Below are 19171 nucleotides of genomic sequence, written 5' to 3'. Positions count from 1 at the left end.
GTGTGTGCCGCCCACGGTGTGGCACCGGTATCCTGGCCTGACACGTGAGGGGAGTATCCCTGTCGCGGCGGTGTCGTCATCACGGCGGACAGAGTCGTCCTCCCGGTGCCGCCGGTTCGCAGCGCTTCGCTGCGGGCGGGAGAGACCTCCGGTGGTTCGACGTGCGTGCACACAGCCCGCGCGCACTGACCGGAGGAGAGACTTTCCGTGAACGTTCCCTTGTGGGTGTGGGTCGCCACGATCGGCGCCATGGTCGCCATCCTGGTGATCGACCTCATCATCGTCGACCATCCCTGGAGCAAGACGAAGGGGCCCCAGGAGTTCGGCATGAAGCAGGCCGCCTGGTGGGCGGCCTTCTACATCGGCATCGCCATCATCTTCGGCTTCGGTGTCTGGTACTTCGGCGGAGGCGGCGCGGGCGCCGAGTACTTCGCCGGGTTCGTCACCGAGAAGAGCCTGAGCATCGACAACCTCTTCGTGTTCTACCTCCTGATGGGCTCCTTCGCGGTGCCCAAGAAGTACCAGCACGAGGTCCTGCTCGTCGGCATCGTCATCGCGCTGGTCATGCGCGGCATCTTCATCGTCCTGGGCGCCCAGGTCATCAACGCCTGGAGCGAGGTCTTCTACCTCTTCGGCGCCTTCCTGATCTACACCGGTTACAAGATCGTCCGCGACCACATGAAGGGCGACGAGGAGGAGAAGGACTTCACCCAGACCCCGGTGGTCCGCCTCCTCAAGCGCTTCTGGCCGGTGACCGACGACTACCACGGCGCCCACCTCACCGTGAAGCTCGACGGCCGCCGCCACATCACGCCGATGCTGCTGGTCATCGTCGCGATCGGCATGATCGACCTGGTCTTCGCCGTCGACTCCATCCCGGCGATCTTCGGTCTGACCCAGGACGCCTACATCGTCTTCACCGCCAACGCCTTCGCCCTGCTGGGCCTGCGCCAGCTGTACTTCCTGCTGGCCGGTCTGATGGACCGCCTGGCCTACATCAGCTGGGGCCTGTCGGCGATCATGGTCTTCATCGGCGTCAAGATGATCCTGCACGCCCTGCACGAGAACGGCGTGCACGTGCCCGAGGTCGGCATCGGCCTGTCGCTGACCGTCATCCTGGGCATCATGACCATCACCATCGTCGGCAGCCTGATCAAGTCCCGCGCCGACGAGCGCAAGAACCCCGAGCTCAAGACCGAGCGCGACCCCTCCGTCGACTCCCCGGCGGACCGCTCCTGAGCGGACGGCGGGCCCGCGGGCGCGTCGAGGACATTCCGGGAAACGGCCGGATTCGAACAGCTGTTCGTCTATAGTGGTGGCACCCTGAGCGCTCCGGCGCCGGGGTGCCACCTTGTTCTGCGAGGTGGAAGAAACCGTCGTCGGCGGTCGTTAGGCTGGACGGGCGGGAGAGGCGAGCGTCCTCCCCCCTCTCCTCAGCGGCCCGTCTCCGGGGCCCGGGCGGTCTCCGGGAGGTCCCGACCGCCGCACGCGAAGTTCCACACGGGTCAGCCGACGTCACGCGACGGGGTCCGCGTCCTGTGCGCCAGAGCCGAAGGATGTCTCACTCGATGGTCGAACAACTGGTAGTCCGGGGAGCCCGGGAGCACAACCTCAAGGACGTCTCGCTGGACCTGCCGCGCGACTCCATGATCGTGTTCACCGGCCTGTCCGGTTCGGGCAAGTCGTCGCTGGCCTTCGACACGATCTTCGCCGAGGGCCAGCGGCGCTACGTGGAGTCGCTGTCGGCCTACGCCCGCCAGTTCCTGGGGCAGATGGACAAGCCGGACGTGGACTTCATCGAGGGCCTGTCCCCGGCGGTGTCCATCGACCAGAAGTCCACCAGCCGCAACCCCCGCTCCACAGTCGGCACCATCACCGAGGTCTACGACTACCTGCGGCTGCTGTGGGCGCGCGTCGGCGTCCCGCACTGTCCCGAGTGCCGCCGCGAGATCGCCCGCCAGACCCCGCAGCAGATCGTGGACCGCGTCCTGGAGATGGAGGAGGGCACCCGCTTCCAGGTGCTCGCCCCCGTCGTGCGCGGACGCAAGGGCGAGTACGTCGAGCTGTTCAAGGACCTGCAGTCCAAGGGCTACACCCGCGCGGTGGTGGACGGGCAGGCCGTGCGCCTGGACGAGGCGCCCAAGCTGGGCCGCTACGACAAGCACGACATCGCCGTGGTCGTGGACCGCCTCAGCGTCAAGCCCTCCTCCCGCGGGCGCCTGACCGACTCGGTGGAGACGGCGCTCAAGCTGGCCGGGGGCACCATCATCCTGGACTTCGTGGACGTGGAGGCCGGGGACCCCGACCGCGAGAAGGTCTTCTCCGAGCACCTGTACTGCCCTTACGACGACCTGTCCTTCGAACAGCTCGAACCGCGCTCCTTCTCCTTCAACGCCCCCTACGGCGCCTGCGCCGAGTGCTCGGGCCTGGGCACCCGCATGGAGGTCGACCCCGAACTCCTGGTCCCCGACCCCGAGAAGACGCTGGCCGAGGGCGCCATCGGCCCCTGGTCCGGCGGGCCCAACAGCGGCTACTGGGAGCGCATCCTCAAGGCGGTGGGCGAGGCGATCGGCTTCGACCTGGACACCCCCTGGGAGCGGCTGCCGCGCCGCGCGCGCAAGGCCCTGCTGGAGGGGCACGACACCCAGGTCCACGTCAGCTACCGCAACAGGTACGGGCGCAACCGCTCCTACTACACCGAGTTCGAGGGCGTCATCCCCTGGGTCAAGCGCCGCCACTCCGAGACCGAGAGCGACTACGGCCGCGAACGGCTGGAGGGGTACATGCGCACCGTGCCCTGCCCGACCTGCGAGGGCACCCGCCTCAAGCCGGTCGTGCTCGCGGTGACCGTGGGCGGCAAGTCCATCGCCGAGGTGGCCCAGATGCCGCTCAGCGACAGCGCGGCCTTCCTGGCCGGGCTCACGCTCTCCGAGCGCGACGCGGTCATCGCGGCCCAGGTGCTCAAGGAGATCAACGCCCGGCTCGGCTTCCTGCTCGACGTCGGCCTGGACTACCTGAGCCTGGCGCGCTCCTCGGGCTCGCTCTCGGGCGGGGAGGCCCAGCGCATCCGCCTGGCCACCCAGATCGGCTCCGGCCTGGTGGGCGTGCTGTACGTGCTGGACGAGCCCTCCATCGGCCTGCACCAGCGCGACAACGCGCGCCTGCTGGAGACCCTCCAGCGCCTGCGCGACATCGGCAACACGCTCATCGTCGTGGAGCACGACGAGGACACCATCCGCGCCGCCGACTGGGTCGTGGACATCGGCCCCGGCGCGGGTGAGCACGGCGGCCACGTCGTGGTCTCGGGGATCGTGGACGAGCTGCTCACCTCCGAGGACTCCCTCACCGGCGAGTACCTGTCCGGCAAGCGCGGCATCGAGGTGCCCGTGGAGCGCCGCCCCCTCACCCGGGGGCACGAGCTGGTGGTCCGGGGAGCGCGCGAGAACAACCTCCACGGGGTCGACGTCGCCTTCCCGCTGGGCGTGTTCACCGCCGTCACCGGCGTGTCCGGCTCGGGCAAGTCCACCCTGGTCAACGAGATCCTCTACAAGGCGCTGGCCAAGGAGCTCAACGGGGCGCGCGACGTGCCCGGCCGCCACCTGCGGGTCAACGGCATGAACAAGGTCGACAAGGTCGTGCACGTGGACCAGAGCCCCATCGGGCGGACCCCGCGCTCCAACCCGGCCACCTACTCGGGGGTCTTCGACCACATCCGCAAGCTGTTCGCGCAGACCACCGACGCCAAGACGCGCGGCTACCAGCCGGGCCGGTTCTCCTTCAACGTCAAGGGCGGCCGCTGCGAGGCCTGCTCCGGCGACGGCACGCTCAAGATCGAGATGCAGTTCCTGCCCGACGTCTACGTGCCCTGCGAGGTGTGCCACGGCGCCCGGTACAACCGGGAGACCCTCCAGGTCCGCTACAAGGGCAAGAACATCTCCGAGGTCCTCAACATGCCGATCTCGGAGGCCCTGGAGTTCTTCGAGCCGATCAACGCCATCCGCCGCCACCTCCAGACCCTGGCCGACGTCGGCCTGGGCTACGTGCGGCTGGGCCAGCCCGCCACGACGCTGTCGGGCGGTGAGGCGCAGCGGGTCAAGCTCGCCGCCGAACTCCAGCGCCGCTCCACCGGGCGGACGGTGTACGTGCTCGACGAGCCCACGACCGGCCTGCACTTCGAGGACATCCGCAAGCTGCTGGGCGTGCTCAACCGCCTGACCGACACCGGCAACACGGTGATCGTCATCGAGCACAACCTCGACGTCATCAAGACGGCCGACCACGTCATCGACATGGGCCCCGAGGGCGGCTCCGGTGGCGGCACCGTGGTCGCGCAGGGAACCCCGGAGGAGGTCGCCGCGGTGGCCGAGTCCTACACCGGGCGTTTCCTGGCCAAGATGCTCTGAGCCCGCGCCCGACGGCACCGCCGCGCCCCGTCCCGGTCCCCGCGGGGCGGGGCGCCGCGCTGCCCGTGGCCACGTCAGGTTGGCGGGTTCGCGACACATGTCTCACCTGAGTAGAGTCGAACGTATCCGCGTCCCGCCCGGCGGACCCCGCCCCGGGCGCCGCGTCCGCGCCCGGCCCCCGCGCGACTCCGACGAACCGCCCTGGAGGTTGGCCCGCCCATGAACGTCCCTCCCCGACCGGACCGCGGCGGGCCGACGCCTCCGGAAACCCAGCGGCTCCCGTCCCGCCCCGGGCACGGGGAGCCCGCCGGCGCACACGACGGCCTGCACGGGGACGCGCGCTCCGGCGCACCGGACGCCGCCCCGGGCGCCGAACCCGTGGAGCGGCTCTACCCCCTGGCCGCCTGGCGTACGCGGGCGTACGCGCGCGGCATCGACCTGCTCCTGGTCGCCCTGCCCGCACTGCTGCTGGCGCTCGTGCTCTCCCTGGCCTGGGTGGGCGTCCAGGCGGTCGGCTCCGGCGACACCACCGGTATCGGCGACCGGTACCCGCTCTTCCTGTCGGTGACCTTCTTCCTGCTCTACGCGGGCTATGAGACCCTCGCCCTCTCCCGCTGGCAGCAGACGCTGGGCAAGCGCCGCGTGGGACTCAGGGTCGCGCCCCAGGCCGGGAACGGCAGCCTGGGCGCCCTGCCGCTCGCCGCCCTGACGGTGCGCGCCGCGCTGCTGGCCCTGCCCTTCCTGCTGCTCTTCCTGTTCTTCAGCGCCGTCTGGTTCTGGTGGTTCCTGGTGGCGGTGACGGCGCTGCTCACCGGCGGGATGGCCGCCTGGAACCGGCCCAACCGGCAGGGACTGCACGACCGGATCGCTGGCACCGTGGTGCTCGACGTGGCCGCGGCGGGCCCGCAGCCCCCGACGGCGCACCCGTATCCGCCGCGGGCCTGAGGGCTCTCGCGTACACCCCGGAACCCGGCCACCCCGCCGTGCCTACTACATTGTGTAGTGATATTTCGGCGCAGGTGAGGAGCGTTTCGTCGTGGCCGGTAAGAGGACGTGCGGGTGCGGGATGAGCAGGCGCCGACTGCTCGGGACGGCGGGTACGGCCGCGGCCGTCACGGCCGTGAGCGCCTGCGGCGGACAGGAGCCCAAGCCGCAGGAGGTCCGGTACGGCCAGGTGGTCGGCCAGACCACCGACGTCCCCGAGGGCGCGGGAGCGGTCTTCAGCAACAGCAAACTGGTCGTGACCCAGCCCGAGGCGGGCCGGTACCGGGCCTTCGGCGCCTCGTGCACGCACGCGGGCTGCACCGTCCAGGAGGTGGACGAGGTCATCCGGTGCCTGTGCCACGGCAGCGAGTTCGACATCTCCACCGGGGAGGCGCTGACGGGCCCGGCCCAGGAGCCGCTGGAGCCGTTCGAGGTCACCGTCGAGGGCACCGACATCATCCTCCAGGGCCCCTCCTCCTGAAAGGGACCGGCGGGAGGGCCGGAGCGGGGAGCCCACGGACCCGCCCGCCGCGACACCACGGCGCCCGGAGCGGATCTTCCGCTCCGGGCGCCGTCGCGTGTGTGGACCGGTCGGGCTCAGGCCTCGCCGGGGTCGCCCCCGGGCGGGCCGCTGACGCCGTTGGGCTCGTGGCGCCGGAACGCCGAGGTGGGGAACTGGGCGGCGTAGGCGGCCTCGTCCGCGTCCTCGGAGGCCAGGAACTGGGCGCGGTGGCGCGGCAGGGACTCGGGGTAGTTCTCGACCAGCCAGCCGATGAGGTGCTCGCGGATCTCGCAGGCGATGTCCCACTGGTGCCCGGTGTCGGCGGCGGTGGCCACCACCCGCACCAGCACCTCGCCGCTCGGGGCGATGTCCACGACCTGGCAGGACCAGCTGCGCCCGTCCCAGTGCTCGCTGCGGGTGATCAGGCGCCCGGTCTCCTCGCGCATCTCCTCGATCGGCACCTCCCAGTCCAGCGGGAACACCACCTTGGCGGTGATCGCCGTGCCCTGCTTGGTCCAGTTCTCGAAGCTGGTCGTGGTGAAGTTGGCGACCGGGACCACCAGGCGGCGCTCGTCCCAGATCTTGATGGTGACGTTGACCAGGCTCAGCTCCTCGACCCGGCCCCACTCGCCCTCGACCACGACCACGTCGCCGATGCGCAGGGCGTCGCTGAAGGCCAGCTGGAGTCCGGCGAACAGGTTGGCCAGTGTGGACTGGGCCGCCACACCGGCCACGATGCCGATGATGCCGGCGGAGGCCAGCAGCCCGGCGCCGAGCGCGCGGACCTCGTCGAAGGTGAACAGGATGGCGGCGACCGCCAGCACCACGATGATCGAGGTGATCACCCGGCGCAGCAGCCGCACCTGGGTCTGGATGCGCCGCGCCTTGCGGTCGGCGTCGCCGTTGGCGACCGACAGCCGGGCCAGCACCATGTCCGTGACCGCGTAGGCCAGGCTGACGCCCAGGCCCGTCAGCGTCGCGATCATGAGGATGCTCATCGCGTGGTCGATGGCCTGGTACGTGCCCCAGTCCACGTTGGCGGGGCTGGGCAGCGACAGGTTCGCGCCGACCACCGCGGCAGCGCCGTAACTGGTGTAGGTCGTGCGGTGGACCACGTGCTGGGACACCCGCCAGGCTTTGCCCAGCTTGTGCTTGAGCACCCAGCGCACGGCGAAGACCAGCAGCACCGCGACCATGACGGTGACGCCGACCGTGATCCATTGGGGCAGGCTCACGACGAAGGGCCCCCTCTTGTCGTCGATGTCGGGAAGTTCCTGTGTACCCGCCCAACCTAGAGCATGCGGATACCCAATCGTGACGTTTCGCTTACCCGCGCCCGAGGAACGCGGGCGCGTGCGGCGCCCGCAGGGCGGGTACGGCGCGCGGGGGAGGGCGGCGGGGTGAGACGTGCCACGCACGGAGCGTACGGGGCTCGGTTGGCCGTATGTCCCCCCGACCTACCACAATGGGACCATGGCTGCGACTCCTCACCTGCGCCCCGCGCCCGGTTCCATCCCCACCGACCCGGGCGTGTACCGGTTCCGGGACTCCTCCGGACGCGTGATCTACGTGGGCAAGGCCAAGAACCTGCGGTCCCGCCTCTCCTCCTACTTCCGCGACTTCGCCGGACTGCACCCGCGCACGCAGCAGATGGTCTCCACCGCGGCCGACGTCGACTGGACGATCGTGGGCACCGAGGTGGAGGCCCTCCAGCTGGAGTACTCCTGGATCAAGCAGTACGACCCCCGGTTCAACGTCAAGTACCGCGACGACAAGAGCTACCCCTACCTGGCGGTCACCCTCCAAGAGGAGTTCCCCCGGGTGCAGGTCATGCGCGGCGCCAAGCGCAGGGGGGTGCGCTACTTCGGCCCCTACTCCCACGCCTGGGCCATCCGCGAGACCGTGGACCTGCTGCTGCGGGTCTTCCCCGTGCGCACCTGCTCCCCGGGGGTCTTCCGCGGCGCCCGCAACAGCGGCCGCCCCTGCCTGCTCGGCTACATCGGCAAGTGCGTGGCCCCCTGCGTGGGCAAGGCCTCGCCCGAGGACCACCGGGCCCTGGCCGAGGACTTCTGCTCCTTCCTGGCGGGCGACACCGGCCGGTTCCTGCGCGAGCTGGAGGGGCGGATGCGCGAGGCCGCCGGGGAGATGGAGTACGAGCGGGCCGCCCGCATCCGCGACGACATCGAGGCCCTGCGCGCCGCCCTGGAGAAGCAGGCCGTCGTCCTGCCCGACTCCACCGACTGCGACGTCATCGCCGTGGCCGACGACCAGTTGGAGGCGGCCGTGCAGATCTTCCACGTGCGCGGCGGGCGCATCCGCGGACAGCGCGGCTACGTGGTGGACAAGGTGGCCGACGACGGCCCCGGCGAGCTGATCGCGACCTTCCTCGGCCAGATCTACGGTCCCACCCGGGGCGACGACGAGAGCGGGGGCACCGGCACCGCCGTACCCCGCGAGGTCCTGGTCTCCCATGAGCCCGCCGACCCCGAGGCCATGGCCGCCTGGCTGTCGGAGCACCGCGGCTCCTCGGTGGACCTGCGGGTGCCGCAGCGGGGCGACAAGAAGTCCCTCATGGAGACCGTCGCCAAGAACGCGGCCGAATCGCTGGCCCGGCACAAGACCCACCGGGCCGGGGACCTGAGCACCCGCGGCCGCGCCCTCCAGGAGATCCAGGAGGCCCTGGAGCTGCCCGAGGCGCCGCTGCGCATCGAGTGCTTCGACATCTCCAACCTCCAGGGCGAGCACGTGGTGGCGTCCATGGTCGTCTTCGAGGACGGCCTGGCCCGCAAGTCCGAGTACCGCCGCTTCTCCGTCCGCGGCAGCGGCGAGGGCGGCCGGGAACAGCACGACGTCGCGGCCATGTACGAGGTCGTCCACCGGCGCTTCCGGCGCTACCTGGAGGAGAGCGCCCGCAGCGGCGAGGTCGCCCGCATGGGGGAGACCGGCGACCACGGTGGTCACCAAAGCGACGACGAGCCGTCACCCGGGAAGTTCGCCTATCCGCCTAACCTGGTGGTGGTGGACGGCGCCCGGCCCCAGGCCGAGGCGGCGCGCCGCGCCCTGGACGAACTCGGGATCGAGGACGTCGCCGTGTGCGGTCTGGCCAAGCGCCTGGAGGAGGTGTGGTTGCCCGGCGACGAGGACCCGGTGATCCTGCCCCGCGCGGGCGAGGGGCTCTACCTGCTCCAGCGGGTGCGCGACGAGGCCCACCGCTTCGCCATCCAGTACCACAGGCACAAGCGCGCCAAGGCGCTGACCGGCAGCAGCCTGGACGAGCTGCCCGGTCTGGGGCCGTCCCGCAGGACGGCCCTGATCAAGGCGTTCGGCTCGGTGCGCAGGCTCGCCTCGGCCACGGCCGAGGAGATCGCGGCGGTGCCCGGGATCGGCCCCAAGCTGGCCGAGGCCGTGCACGCACACCTGTCCGGCGGCCCCGCCACGACGGAGGGGCGGGGCGACGGGGCACCAGCACAGCACATCACTGACGGGGGAGGAGACGCATGACGGTCGAACTGGGTGGGGAACTGCCACCCGAGGTGGTCATCGTCACCGGCATGTCCGGTGCGGGCCGCAGCACGGCGGCCAGGGCCCTGGAGGACCTGGACTGGTTCGTGGTGGACAACCTGCCGCCCGGCCTGCTGCCGACGATGATCGAGCTGGCCGGACGCACGCACGGGGCGGTGCCGCGGGTCGCCGTGGTCGTGGACGTGCGCTCGCTGGCCTTCACCGAGGACCTGCTGTCCACGGTGGAGGAACTGCGCAAGCGCGACATCACCGCGCGCGTGCTCTACCTGGAGGCCGGTGACGACGCCCTGGTCCGCCGGTTCGAGGGCGTGCGCAGGCCCCACCCCCTCCAGGGCGACGGGCGCCTGACCGACGGCATCGACCGCGAGCGCGAGACCCTGCGGGCGGTGCGCGGCGAGGCCGACCTGGTCATCGACACCTCCCAGCTCAACGTGCACCAGCTCAAGGCCCGGGTGATCGGCTTCTTCGGGGAGAGCGACGAGGCGCGCCCCCGCGCCAACGTGGTCTCCTTCGGGTTCAAGCACGGCCTGCCGGTGGACGCGGACCTGGTGCTGGACTGCCGTTTCCTGCCCAACCCCCACTGGGTGCCCGAGCTGCGCCCGATGAACGGCCGTGACGACGCGGTGCGCGACTACGTCCTGGCCCAGGACGGGGCCAAGGAGATGCTGGAGGCCTACTCCGACGTCCTCAAGCTGACCATCGCCGGGTACCAGCGCGAGGGCAAGCACTACATGACGCTGGCGGTGGGCTGCACCGGGGGCAAGCACCGCAGCGTGGCCATGGCCGAGCAGTTCGCCGACCGGCTGCGCGGGCAGGGTGTGGACGTGCACGTGGTCCACCGGGACGTCGGCCGGGAGTGACCCGCGGGCGCCCGACACGCGCCCTGCCCGCGGTGCACCGTTCTCGGTGGTACGGTCCGATTCGTCCGGTGGACATGGGACGAGGGGCAGACCACAGCCATGGCGAAGAGCACAGCACCCGACGGTGACGGGCGGCGTCCGCCCCGGGTGGTCGCGTTGGGGGGCGGGCACGGCCTGCACGCCTCCCTGTCGGCCCTGCGCAGGGTGACGACCGACGTGACGGCGGTCGTCACCGTCGCCGACGACGGCGGCTCCAGCGGCCGCCTGCGCCGGGAGCTGGGCGTCCTGCCCCCCGGCGACCTGCGCATGGCGCTGGCCGCGCTGTGCGGCGACGACGAGTGGGGCCACACCTGGAGCGAGGTGATCCAGCACCGCTTCCGCTCCGAGGGCGAACTGCACGGCCACGCGGTCGGCAACCTGCTGATCGTGGCCCTGTGGGAGCTGCTCGGCGACTCCGTGGCGGGCCTGGACTGGGTGGGCCAGCTGCTGGGCGCGCACGGCAGGGTGCTGCCGATGTCGTCGGTGCCGCTGGACATCGCCGCCGAGGTGTCGGGGATCGACCCGGCGCGGCCCGAGGAGCTGACCACGGTGCGCGGCCAGGTGGCGTGCGCCAGCACCAGCGGCAAGGTGCGCTCCATCTCACTCATCCCCGAGGACCCGCCCGCCAGCCCGCAGGCGGTCAAGGCGGTGCGCGAGGCCGACTGGGTGGTGTTCGGCCCCGGGTCGTGGTTCACCAGCGTGCTGCCCCACCTGCTGGTCCCGGACCTGGCGCACGCCCTGGTCACCACCCGCGCCAAGCGGATGGTGGCGCTGAACCTGTCCCCGCAGCGGGGCGAGACCGACGGCTTCCGCCCCGAGACCTACCTGGAGGTGCTGCGCGAGCACGCGCCCAAGCTGGGGGTGGACGTGGTGCTCGCCGACCGGGGGACCGTGGAGGAGCCCGAGCCCCTGGTGCGGGCGGTCGGCGAGCTGGGCGGGCGCCTGGAGCTGGCGGAGCTGTCCCGCGACGACGGCACACCGAGACACGACCCCGACCGGCTCGCGGCGGCCTTCGAGAGGATCCTGGAGGGCTGAGGGCCGCGGTCCTCGCAGGTCGAGGGCAATTGGCCGCACACCGGCACGAAGGCCCCCAGGGCGCGCGGCGCGGCTGGTCGGCGGATGGGCAACACGCCGTGCGGGGGTCGGCAGCCAGCGCCCGGTCACGTAGTCTGCCACGGAGTAAGCCGCTCGTGGCCGGGCCACGGCGGCGCATCCCCGGTGCCGAGTGCGTGGTGCCGGGTCGGGTTGTGTGACGGGGAGGACCTCAGCGATGGCGATGACCGGCGTGGTGAAGGATGAGTTGAGCCGGCTGACCATTCTCAAGCCATGCTGCCGCAAAGCCGAGGTGTCCACCATCCTGCGGTTCACCGGGGGCCTGCACCTGGTGGGCGGGCGCATCGTGATCGAGGCCGAACTCGACACGGGCGCGGCCGCGCGCCGTCTGCGCAAGGACATCTCCGAGGTCTTCGGCCACGAGTCCGAGGTGGTCGTGCTGTCCCCGAGCGGCCTGCGCAAGGGCAACCGGTACGTGGTCCGGGTGATCAAGGACGGCGAGTCGCTGGCCCGGCAGACGGGGCTGGTGGACAACAACGGCCGCCCGGTGCGCGGCCTGCCCCGGCACGTGGTGGCCGGCGGAGCCTGCGACGCCGAGTCGGCCTGGCGGGGCGCGTTCATCGCGCACGGCTCCCTGACCGAGCCGGGCCGGTCGATGTCGCTGGAGGTGACCTGCCCCGGACCGGAGGCCGCGCTGGCGCTGGTGGGCGCCGCACGCCGGCTCAAGGTGCACGCCAAGGCGCGCGAGGTGCGCGGCGTGGACCGGGTGGTGGTCCGCGACGGCGACTCCATCGGCGCGCTGCTGACCCTGCTGGGCGCGCACCAGAGCGTGCTCGCCTGGGAGGAGCGGCGGATGCGCCGGGAGGTGCGCGCCACCGCCAACCGGCTGGCCAACTTCGACGACGCGAACCTGCGGCGCAGCGCGCGGGCGGCGGTGGCCGCGGGCGCGCGCGTGGAGCGGGCCCTGGAGATCCTGGGCGAGGACGCGCCCAAGCACCTGGTGGCCGCGGGGCAGCTGCGCCTGGCGCACAAGCAGGCCTCCCTGGAGGAGCTGGGACAGCTGTCCGTCCCGCCGCTGACCAAGGACGCCATCGCCGGACGTATCCGCAGGCTGCTGGCGATGGCCGACAAGCGCGCGAGCGACCTGGGCATCGAGGGCACCGAGGCCAACCTGACCCCGGACATGCTGGTCCCCTGACCCTGAGCCCTCCCCCGGCCCCCGGGCGCTGGCGCCGTAACACCGATGTTCGGCTTTGTTAACTGCGAAAACTCCGGGATAACTTCGGAAAATGGTATAGACCTCTCCGCCTCGCGGTGCCAGGATGGTCGCGAATCCACCGGGCCCGCAGGCTCGGCCGTGGCCCAGCAGCGGCTCTTCGCCGGTGCTCCGCTAGGCTCGTGGTGAACACCCTGTGTGCGTTGAACCTGCTCATGGCGGTCGGCCGGTTGACCCCGGAGTACGGCGTTCCAGGCGGGGGTTAATGCCCGGGTGGAAATGATGTGCGATATATGAGGAGATTGGTTCCGTGACCATCCGTGTAGGCGTCAACGGCTTCGGCAGGATCGGCCGCAATTTCTGGCGCGCGGTCGCCGCTGGTGGTAGCGACATCGAAATCGTCGCGGTCAACGACCTCACCGACACCAAGACGCTCGCGCACCTGCTCAAGTACGACACCGTGCTCGGCACCCTGGAGGGCGACGTCGAGGTCGGCGACGACTTCATCCGCGTGGGCGACAAGACCATCAAGGTCCTGGCCCAGCGCGACCCGGCCCAGCTGCCCTGGTCGGACCTGAACGTGGACGTGGTGGTCGAGTCCACCGGCATCTTCACCAAGGCCGAGGACGCCAAGAAGCACATCGAGGCCGGCGCCAAGAAGGTCATCATCTCCGCCCCGGCCAAGGGCGAGGACATCACCGTCGTCATGGGCGTCAACGACGACAAGTACGACGCGGCCAACCACCACGTCATCTCCAACGCCTCCTGCACCACCAACTGCGTCGCGCCGATGGCCAAGGTCCTCCTGGACAACTTCGGCGTCAAGCAGGGCCTGATGACCACGGTCCACGCCTACACCAACGACCAGGTCATCCTGGACTTCCCGCACAAGGACCTGCGTCGCGCCCGCGCGGCCGCGCAGAACATCATCCCGACCACCACCGGTGCCGCCAAGGCCACCGCGCTGGTCATCCCCGAGCTCCAGGGCAAGCTGGACGGCATGGCCATGCGCGTCCCCGTGCCCGACGGCTCCGTGACCGACCTGGTCGTCACCCTGGAGCGCGAAGTCACCAAGGACGAGGTCAACGCCGCGTTCAAGGCCGCCGCCGAGGGTCCGCTCAAGGACGTGCTCGTCTACACCGAGGACGAGATCGTCTCCTCCGACATCGTCGGCACCTCGCCCTCGTGCACCTTCGACTCCAAGCTGACCATGGCCTTCGGCAACCAGGTCAAGATCGTCGGCTGGTACGACAACGAGTGGGGCTACTCCAACCGCCTGGTCGACCTGGCCAAGCTGGTCGGCTCCGGCCTGTAGCGTCCACGGCCCTCATGGCCACCGGCGCGTGAGACGGCACCCCTTCGCCCGCAGTGCGCGCGGAGGGGTGCCGTCGTGCGCGCCCCTCCCGGCTCCACCGCCCGGGACCGCCACACCCCACATTCCAAGAGGAGACCCAGCATGCGGACGATCGACGACCTCGACGTCTCCGGCAGGCGCGTGTTCGTCCGGGCCGACCTGAACGTGCCCCTGGACGGCGACCGCATCACCGACGACGGGCGCATCCGCGCGGCCGTGCCCACCATCTCCGCGCTGCGCGAGCGCGGCGCCCGCGTCATCGTCGCCGCCCACCTGGGCCGCCCCAAGGGAGCCCCGGACCCCCGCTACTCTCTGCGCCCGGTCGCCGCCCGCCTGGGCGAACTGCTCGGCGCCGAGGTGGCCTTCGCCTCCGACACCGCCGGGGAGTCGGCCCGCGCCACCTCCGAGGCCCTCACGGACGGTCAGGTCGCCCTGCTGGAGAACGTGCGCTTCGAGCCGGGGGAGACCAGCAAGGACGACGCCGAGCGCGGGGAGCTCGCCGACCGCTTCGCCCAGCTCGCCGACCTGTACGTGGGCGACGCCTTCGGCGCCGTGCACCGCAAGCACGCCAGCGTCTACGACCTGCCCGGCAGGCTGCCGCACGCCGTCGGCGGCCTGGTGCTGAACGAGGTCGAGGTGCTGCGCAGGCTCACCGGCGCCCCCCAGCGGCCCTACGCCGTGGTCCTGGGCGGCTCCAAGGTCTCCGACAAGCTCGGCGTCATCGACAACCTGCTGGGCACCGCGGACCGCCTGCTCATCGGCGGCGGCATGGTCTTCACCTTCCTCAAGGCCCAGGGCCACGAGGTCGGCTCCAGCCTGCTGGAGGCCGACCAGCTCGACACCGTCAAGGGCTACCTGGAGCGCGCCGAGCGCGAGGGCGTGGAGATCGTCCTGCCGGTGGACGTGGTGGCCGCCGAGAAGTTCTCCGCCGACGCCGCGCACGACGCGGTCGCCGTCGATGCCATCCCGTCCGACCGGATGGGCCTGGACATCGGCCCCCGCAGCCAGGAGCTCTTCGCGCGGAAGCTGGCCGACGCCCGCACCGTGTTCTGGAACGGCCCGATGGGCGTCTTCGAGATGGAGCCCTACGCCGGGGGCACCCGCGCGCTGGCCCAGGCCCTGATCGACTCCGGCGCCTTCACCGTGGTCGGCGGCGGCGACTCCGCCGCGGCCGTGCGCGCGCTGGGCTTCGACGAGGCGGCCTTCGGCCACATCTCCACCGGCGGCGGCGCCAGCCTGGAGTACCTGGAGGGCAAGGACCTGCCCGGTATCGACGCCCTGAAGTAAGCCCGAAGTCCCCTTTCACAGACGAGGAAGTGCCGACATGTCCCAGCGCCTGCCGCTCATCGCGGGCAACTGGAAGATGAACAACAACCACCTGGAGGCGATCGCGCTCGTCCAGAAGCTGGCGTTCGCGCTCAACGACAAGGACTACGACAAGGCCGAGGTCGTCGTCCTGCCGCCGTTCACCGACCTGCGCAGCGTCCAGACCCTGGTCGACGGCGACAAGCTCAAGATCGTCTACGGCGCCCAGGACATCTCCGCGCACGAGAAGGGCGCCTACACCGGCGAGATCTCCGGGTCCATGCTGGCCAAGCTGGACTGCTCCTACGTGCTGGTGGGCCACTCCGAGCGCCGCGAGTACCACCGCGAGGACGACGCCCTGGTCAACACCAAGGTCAAGGCGGCGTTCGCCAACGGCATCGTCCCGATCCTGTGCGTGGGCGAGGGCCTGGAGGTCCGCAAGGCGGGCCAGCAGGTCGAGCACGTCCTGGCCCAGTTGGACGGCGCCCTCAAGGAGGTCCCGGCCGAGCAGGCCGAGAGGATCGTCGTCGCCTACGAGCCCGTGTGGGCCATCGGCACCGGCGAGGTCGCCACCCCCGAGGACGCCCAGGAGGTGTGCTCGGCCGTCCGCGCGCGCCTGGCCGAGCTGTACTCGCCCGAGGTCGCGGGCGCGGTGCGCGTCCTCTACGGCGGTTCGGTCAAGGGCGACAACGCCCCCGGCATCATGGCCAAGGACGACGTGGACGGGGCCCTGGTCGGCGGCGCCTGCCTCAAGGCCGACGAGTTCGTGAAGATCATCCGCTTCGGCGACAACTAGCCGCGGCGAGGACCCCGCCCGTCACGCTTCGATGCCCGATGGTGACGGGCGGGGTGCCCGACAGGTCGCCGGGTCGGGCTAGACTTCGCTGTGGGGTTCTCCGTGCCTCGCGGTTTCCCCCGCCCGTGCCGCCAAGGGCACGGTAAAATCCGAAATTGTCCCCGGTCCCCTGATTCCCAGGTGTCCGCGCCGGTCCGGTGTCACCGCTGGTGCGCACGGGAAACGAGGGTCGGTCCATAACCCCCCCGCTTCGGGGTCGAGCTACGGGTGAGCGTGTGATCCTCGGTCTGTCCATCCTCGTGATGCTTCTCAGCGTGCTGTTGGTCCTCCTGGTGCTCATGCACAAGGGCAAGGGCGGCGGTCTCTCCGACATGTTCGGCGGCGGCGTCACGTCCTCGCTCGGCGGATCGTCGGTGGTCGAGCGCAATCTCGACCGGATGACCATCGCGATCGGGGTCGTGTGGATCATCGCCATCGTCATCCTCGGCCTGCTGATCAACCGGGGCATGTAGCCCGCGACCCGCGGGCACACCCCGTCCACCGTCAAGCTCGCCCGAGAACCGGTGAGCGAGTTCGCCGAAGGAGTTTTTCGTGGGTAGTGGCAGTGCCATTCGTGGCAGCCGTGTCGGAGCCGGTCCCATGGGTGAGGCCGAGCGGGGCGAGGCCGCCCCGCGCGTCCGGGTTCCGTTCTACTGCGCGAACCTGCACGAGGTCGTGCCCAGCTTCGCGAGCGAGGCGCTGGTCCCCGACGAATGGGACTGCCCGCGCTGCGGCTTCCCCGCGGGCAAGGACAAGGCGAACCCCCCGTCGCCGCCGCGCACCGAGCCGTACAAGACCCACCTGGCGTACGTGAAGGAGCGCCGCAGCGAGGAGGAGGGCAAGCTCATCCTCGACGAGGCCCTGGCCAAGCTGCGCGCCGACCGCGCCGCCGTCGAGGCCCACATGAGGGCCAGGCAGAACTAGCCGCTCCTTCCCCCACAGGCTTTCCGTGGGGCCCGTCGCGACCGCGACGGGCCCCACGCGTGTGTCCGGGCCCGGTGACCGTGTCCGACGCCCCGGACGTATGTGAATACGAGGACGAACTTCTCATTCTCGGGACTGGTGTGGTTCTTGGGAAATAGAGTGATCGGCACGCACCCCGACAGCCCTATGAGGAGATGGTGTCGATGTCTACGTGCCCCACCGGCGGGGACCACGACTGGATACTCGGCGACGACCGCAAGTTCCAGTGCGCCAAGTGCGGGGCTCAGAGCGCCCGGCGGTTCTGAGCCCCGGGCCCGGGCTGGACCGTCCCGCGTCCGGCCAGCCGCCCGTTCTCCGCGGCGCGCCAGGTCACCGGTTCCCCCAGGGTCTCGGCCACCCCCTTGGCCCAGCGCTCCAGGCAGGCGAACCTGTCCGGCCCCTCCGGAAGCACGGTGCGCCCCTGGTAGGGCACCCCGTCCAGGACGATCACCTCGCCGTTCAGCCTCAGCTCGGTGTCGTACTCGCTCGTGTTCGGCCTCATGGACCGGACTCTAGCGCTCCCCGGCCGCCTCCACCCGTGCTTTGGCCCATCCTCCCCGCGTCCGCGCGGGGTCCGGCGCACGGAGCACCCGCCGGAGTGGGGACAATGGTGGGTATGGCCTCCCCCGAACCCGCGGACGCCCCCGCCGCCCCCCGAGGTGTTCCCTCAGACCTGACCCGAACGCCCGAGAGCGTCTCCCACCTGCGCAGGTACGTCAGCCTGCGCGGCCCCAACACGCGCATGTGGATGGCCGTGGCCTACTTCTCCGCCGCCCTCACGGCGGGGTTCGTGGTGGTGCTGGGGTCGATGCTCTGGCACGTGCTGCGCGAGGAGACCACGGTCGGCTCGGTGACGCTGTGGGCCCTCGCGGGTCTGGCCATGCTCTTCGTGGGCCCGGGGAGCAACGTGTTCGTGCTGCGCGGGCTGCCCCAGCGCATCACCCGGCAGGGCATCAGCGCCGACAGCGACGGCGTCACGGTCCTGCAGGAGCGCAAGTGGTGGTTCCCCGGCGAGGGGACGTTCATCGCCTGGACGGAGATCCGGCGCATCCGCGAGGTGCACACCGGCGGGCGCAGGCTCACCTACTTCATCGAGTTCGTGCTGGACACCCACCGCACCGACGCCGAGCTGCCCAGCTGGGCCGAGACCGCCGAGAGCCTGGACCTGGAAGCGGTGGACGCTCCCACGCAGTTCTACGTGCAGGTGCCCGCCGACCTCAAGGAGAAGATCCTGCGGATGGTGGAGCGCACGGCCCCGCTGCCCTCGGTCGTGGAGCGGACCCCGCCGCTACGGTGAGGCGCGGCCGTCCAGGCGGCGGGTCAGGTCGGCCGCCGCGTCACGCACCCGCCCGGCCAGCGCCTGCGGGGTGACCGGCCGCGCGCTGGGCACCGTCAGGCTGATCGCCGCGGCGGGGCGGCCGTTGTGGTCGCAGGCGGCCGCGGCCACCGACACGAAGCCCTCGGTGACCTGCCCGTCCTCGATGGACCAGCCCTGGCGCTGCTCCTCGGCCAGCACCCGGCGCAGCTCGCCGGGCGAGGCCGGGCCCCGGCCGGTGCGGGTGGTGAAGGCCGCCGCGTCCGGGTACAGGGCGCGCACCTGGGCGCGCGGCAGCCGGGCCAGCATGGCCCGCCCCGACGCGGTCAGGTGCGCGGGCAGGCGCACCCCCACCCCGGTGATCAGCGACGGGGCGTGCGGCGGCTGCTCCTTGAGGAGATACAGGGTGTCGGCGCCGTGCAGCACGCCCAGGTGCGCGGTGGCGCCGGTGGCCTCGGTGAGCTGGTGCAGCAGCGGACGGGCCAGGCGCTCGACGCCGTCGTGGCGCAGGTAGGCCGAGCCGATCTCGAAGGCCGCCACGCCCAGGCCCCAGCGGCGCTCCTCGGGCAGGTGGGTCACGAAGCCCTCCCGCGCCATGGCCTCCAGCAGCTGGTACACGCTGGAGCGGGGCACGCCCAGCTCGGCGGCGATCGCCGAGGCCGACACCGGCCCGGGGCGGGTCGCCAGGAAGCGCAGCAGCCGCAGCGCGCGGGTGGCCGCCGGAACGAGGCTCATGCCCTGATTGTCCCACGGCGCGACGCCCCTATTGTCTGAGATCTCAGATGGAACCCTCGTGTCAGCCCTTCACCAGGGGTCACGC

The 19171-nt window shown here is 71.3% G+C and carries 17 protein-coding genes; 14 read left to right on the top strand and 3 right to left on the bottom strand.

Annotated elements, in window-relative coordinates; all coding sequences use genetic code 11:
* Positions 1-207 precede the first annotated feature (207 nt).
* The 4 genes from NDAS_RS14880 to NDAS_RS14865 all read left to right on the top strand — a co-directional run bounded on the left by NDAS_RS14880 (position 208) and on the right by NDAS_RS14865 (position 5868).
* Positions 208-1239 (top strand): TerC family protein, encoded by a 1032-nt coding sequence (locus NDAS_RS14880; RefSeq protein ID WP_013154036.1) that lies wholly within the window; start codon positions 208-210, stop codon positions 1237-1239.
* Between the two features lie 329 nt (positions 1240-1568).
* Positions 1569-4403 carry an excinuclease ABC subunit UvrA gene (gene uvrA, locus NDAS_RS14875; RefSeq protein ID WP_041552788.1) on the top strand — a complete coding sequence of 945 codons (2835 nt, stop codon included), beginning with the start codon at positions 1569-1571 and terminating at the stop codon, positions 4401-4403.
* Between the two features lie 219 nt (positions 4404-4622).
* The gene (locus tag NDAS_RS14870; RefSeq protein ID WP_013154034.1) at positions 4623-5348 is read left to right on the top strand and encodes an RDD family protein; all 726 of its coding nucleotides are present in this window, start codon (positions 4623-4625) and stop codon (positions 5346-5348) included.
* Between the two features lie 121 nt (positions 5349-5469).
* A complete protein-coding gene (locus tag NDAS_RS14865) occupies positions 5470-5868 on the top strand; it encodes a Rieske (2Fe-2S) protein (RefSeq protein ID WP_041552787.1) in 399 nt (132 codons plus the stop codon).
* Between the two features lie 116 nt (positions 5869-5984).
* Here NDAS_RS14865 and NDAS_RS14860 read toward each other — a convergent pair whose 3' ends face one another.
* Positions 5985-7124 carry a mechanosensitive ion channel family protein gene (locus tag NDAS_RS14860; protein WP_013154032.1) on the bottom strand — a complete coding sequence of 380 codons (1140 nt, stop codon included), beginning with the start codon at positions 7122-7124 and terminating at the stop codon, positions 5985-5987.
* A 238-nt stretch (positions 7125-7362) separates the two neighbouring features.
* On the opposite strand from NDAS_RS14860, the gene uvrC reads away from it, so the two are divergent.
* The 9 genes from uvrC (at position 7363) to NDAS_RS14815 (ending at position 16997) form a co-directional block, all read left to right on the top strand.
* Positions 7363-9390, top strand: coding sequence for an excinuclease ABC subunit UvrC (gene uvrC, locus NDAS_RS14855; RefSeq protein ID WP_013154031.1), 2028 nt, complete (start codon positions 7363-7365; stop codon positions 9388-9390).
* Positions 9387-10271, top strand: a complete 885-nt coding sequence (gene rapZ, locus NDAS_RS14850; RefSeq protein ID WP_013154030.1) for an RNase adapter RapZ — start codon at positions 9387-9389, stop codon at positions 10269-10271. Before uvrC ends, rapZ begins: the two co-directional genes overlap by 4 nt.
* A gap of 99 nt (positions 10272-10370) precedes the next feature.
* Positions 10371-11345, top strand: coding sequence for a gluconeogenesis factor YvcK family protein (locus NDAS_RS14845; RefSeq protein ID WP_013154029.1), 975 nt, complete (start codon positions 10371-10373; stop codon positions 11343-11345).
* A gap of 235 nt (positions 11346-11580) precedes the next feature.
* Positions 11581-12561: a DNA-binding protein WhiA gene (gene whiA / locus NDAS_RS14840; RefSeq protein ID WP_013154028.1), complete on the top strand. Its 981-nt coding sequence runs from the start codon at positions 11581-11583 to the stop codon at positions 12559-12561.
* Between the two features lie 328 nt (positions 12562-12889).
* Positions 12890-13894 carry a type I glyceraldehyde-3-phosphate dehydrogenase gene (gene gap / locus NDAS_RS14835; protein WP_013154027.1) on the top strand — a complete coding sequence of 335 codons (1005 nt, stop codon included), beginning with the start codon at positions 12890-12892 and terminating at the stop codon, positions 13892-13894.
* A 141-nt stretch (positions 13895-14035) separates the two neighbouring features.
* Positions 14036-15220: a phosphoglycerate kinase gene (locus NDAS_RS14830; RefSeq protein WP_013154026.1), complete on the top strand. Its 1185-nt coding sequence runs from the start codon at positions 14036-14038 to the stop codon at positions 15218-15220.
* 37 nt (positions 15221-15257) lie between these two features.
* Positions 15258-16034 carry a triose-phosphate isomerase gene (gene tpiA, locus NDAS_RS14825; RefSeq protein WP_013154025.1) on the top strand — a complete coding sequence of 259 codons (777 nt, stop codon included), beginning with the start codon at positions 15258-15260 and terminating at the stop codon, positions 16032-16034.
* Between the two features lie 275 nt (positions 16035-16309).
* Positions 16310-16546, top strand: a complete 237-nt coding sequence (secG, locus tag NDAS_RS14820) for a preprotein translocase subunit SecG (protein ID WP_013154024.1) — start codon at positions 16310-16312, stop codon at positions 16544-16546.
* Positions 16547-16625: 79 nt separating this feature from the next.
* Positions 16626-16997: an RNA polymerase-binding protein RbpA gene (locus NDAS_RS14815; RefSeq protein ID WP_013154023.1), complete on the top strand. Its 372-nt coding sequence runs from the start codon at positions 16626-16628 to the stop codon at positions 16995-16997.
* Positions 16998-17280: 283 nt separating this feature from the next.
* Here NDAS_RS14815 and NDAS_RS14810 read toward each other — a convergent pair whose 3' ends face one another.
* On the bottom strand, positions 17281-17538 hold the full coding sequence (locus tag NDAS_RS14810) for a hypothetical protein (RefSeq protein WP_013154021.1): 258 nt from the start codon (positions 17536-17538) through the stop codon (positions 17281-17283).
* A 114-nt stretch (positions 17539-17652) separates the two neighbouring features.
* Between NDAS_RS14810 and NDAS_RS14805 the strand changes: the two genes are divergently transcribed.
* Positions 17653-18333, top strand: a complete 681-nt coding sequence (locus tag NDAS_RS14805) for a hypothetical protein (protein WP_019610509.1) — start codon at positions 17653-17655, stop codon at positions 18331-18333.
* On the opposite strand, the gene NDAS_RS14800 is transcribed toward NDAS_RS14805, so the two are convergent.
* Entirely contained in the window at positions 18325-19086 is a 762-nt protein-coding gene (locus tag NDAS_RS14800) for an IclR family transcriptional regulator (RefSeq protein ID WP_013154019.1), read from the bottom strand. The two genes, NDAS_RS14805 and NDAS_RS14800, sit on opposite strands and share 9 nt — an antisense overlap.
* Positions 19087-19171 lie beyond the last annotated feature (85 nt).

This window comes from Nocardiopsis dassonvillei subsp. dassonvillei DSM 43111 (assembly GCF_000092985.1).
Classification (GTDB): Bacteria; Actinomycetota; Actinomycetes; order Streptosporangiales; family Streptosporangiaceae; genus Nocardiopsis; species Nocardiopsis dassonvillei.
The sequence above is the reverse complement of the archived record's forward strand: the minus strand, read 5'-3'. Positions and strand labels throughout refer to the sequence as shown.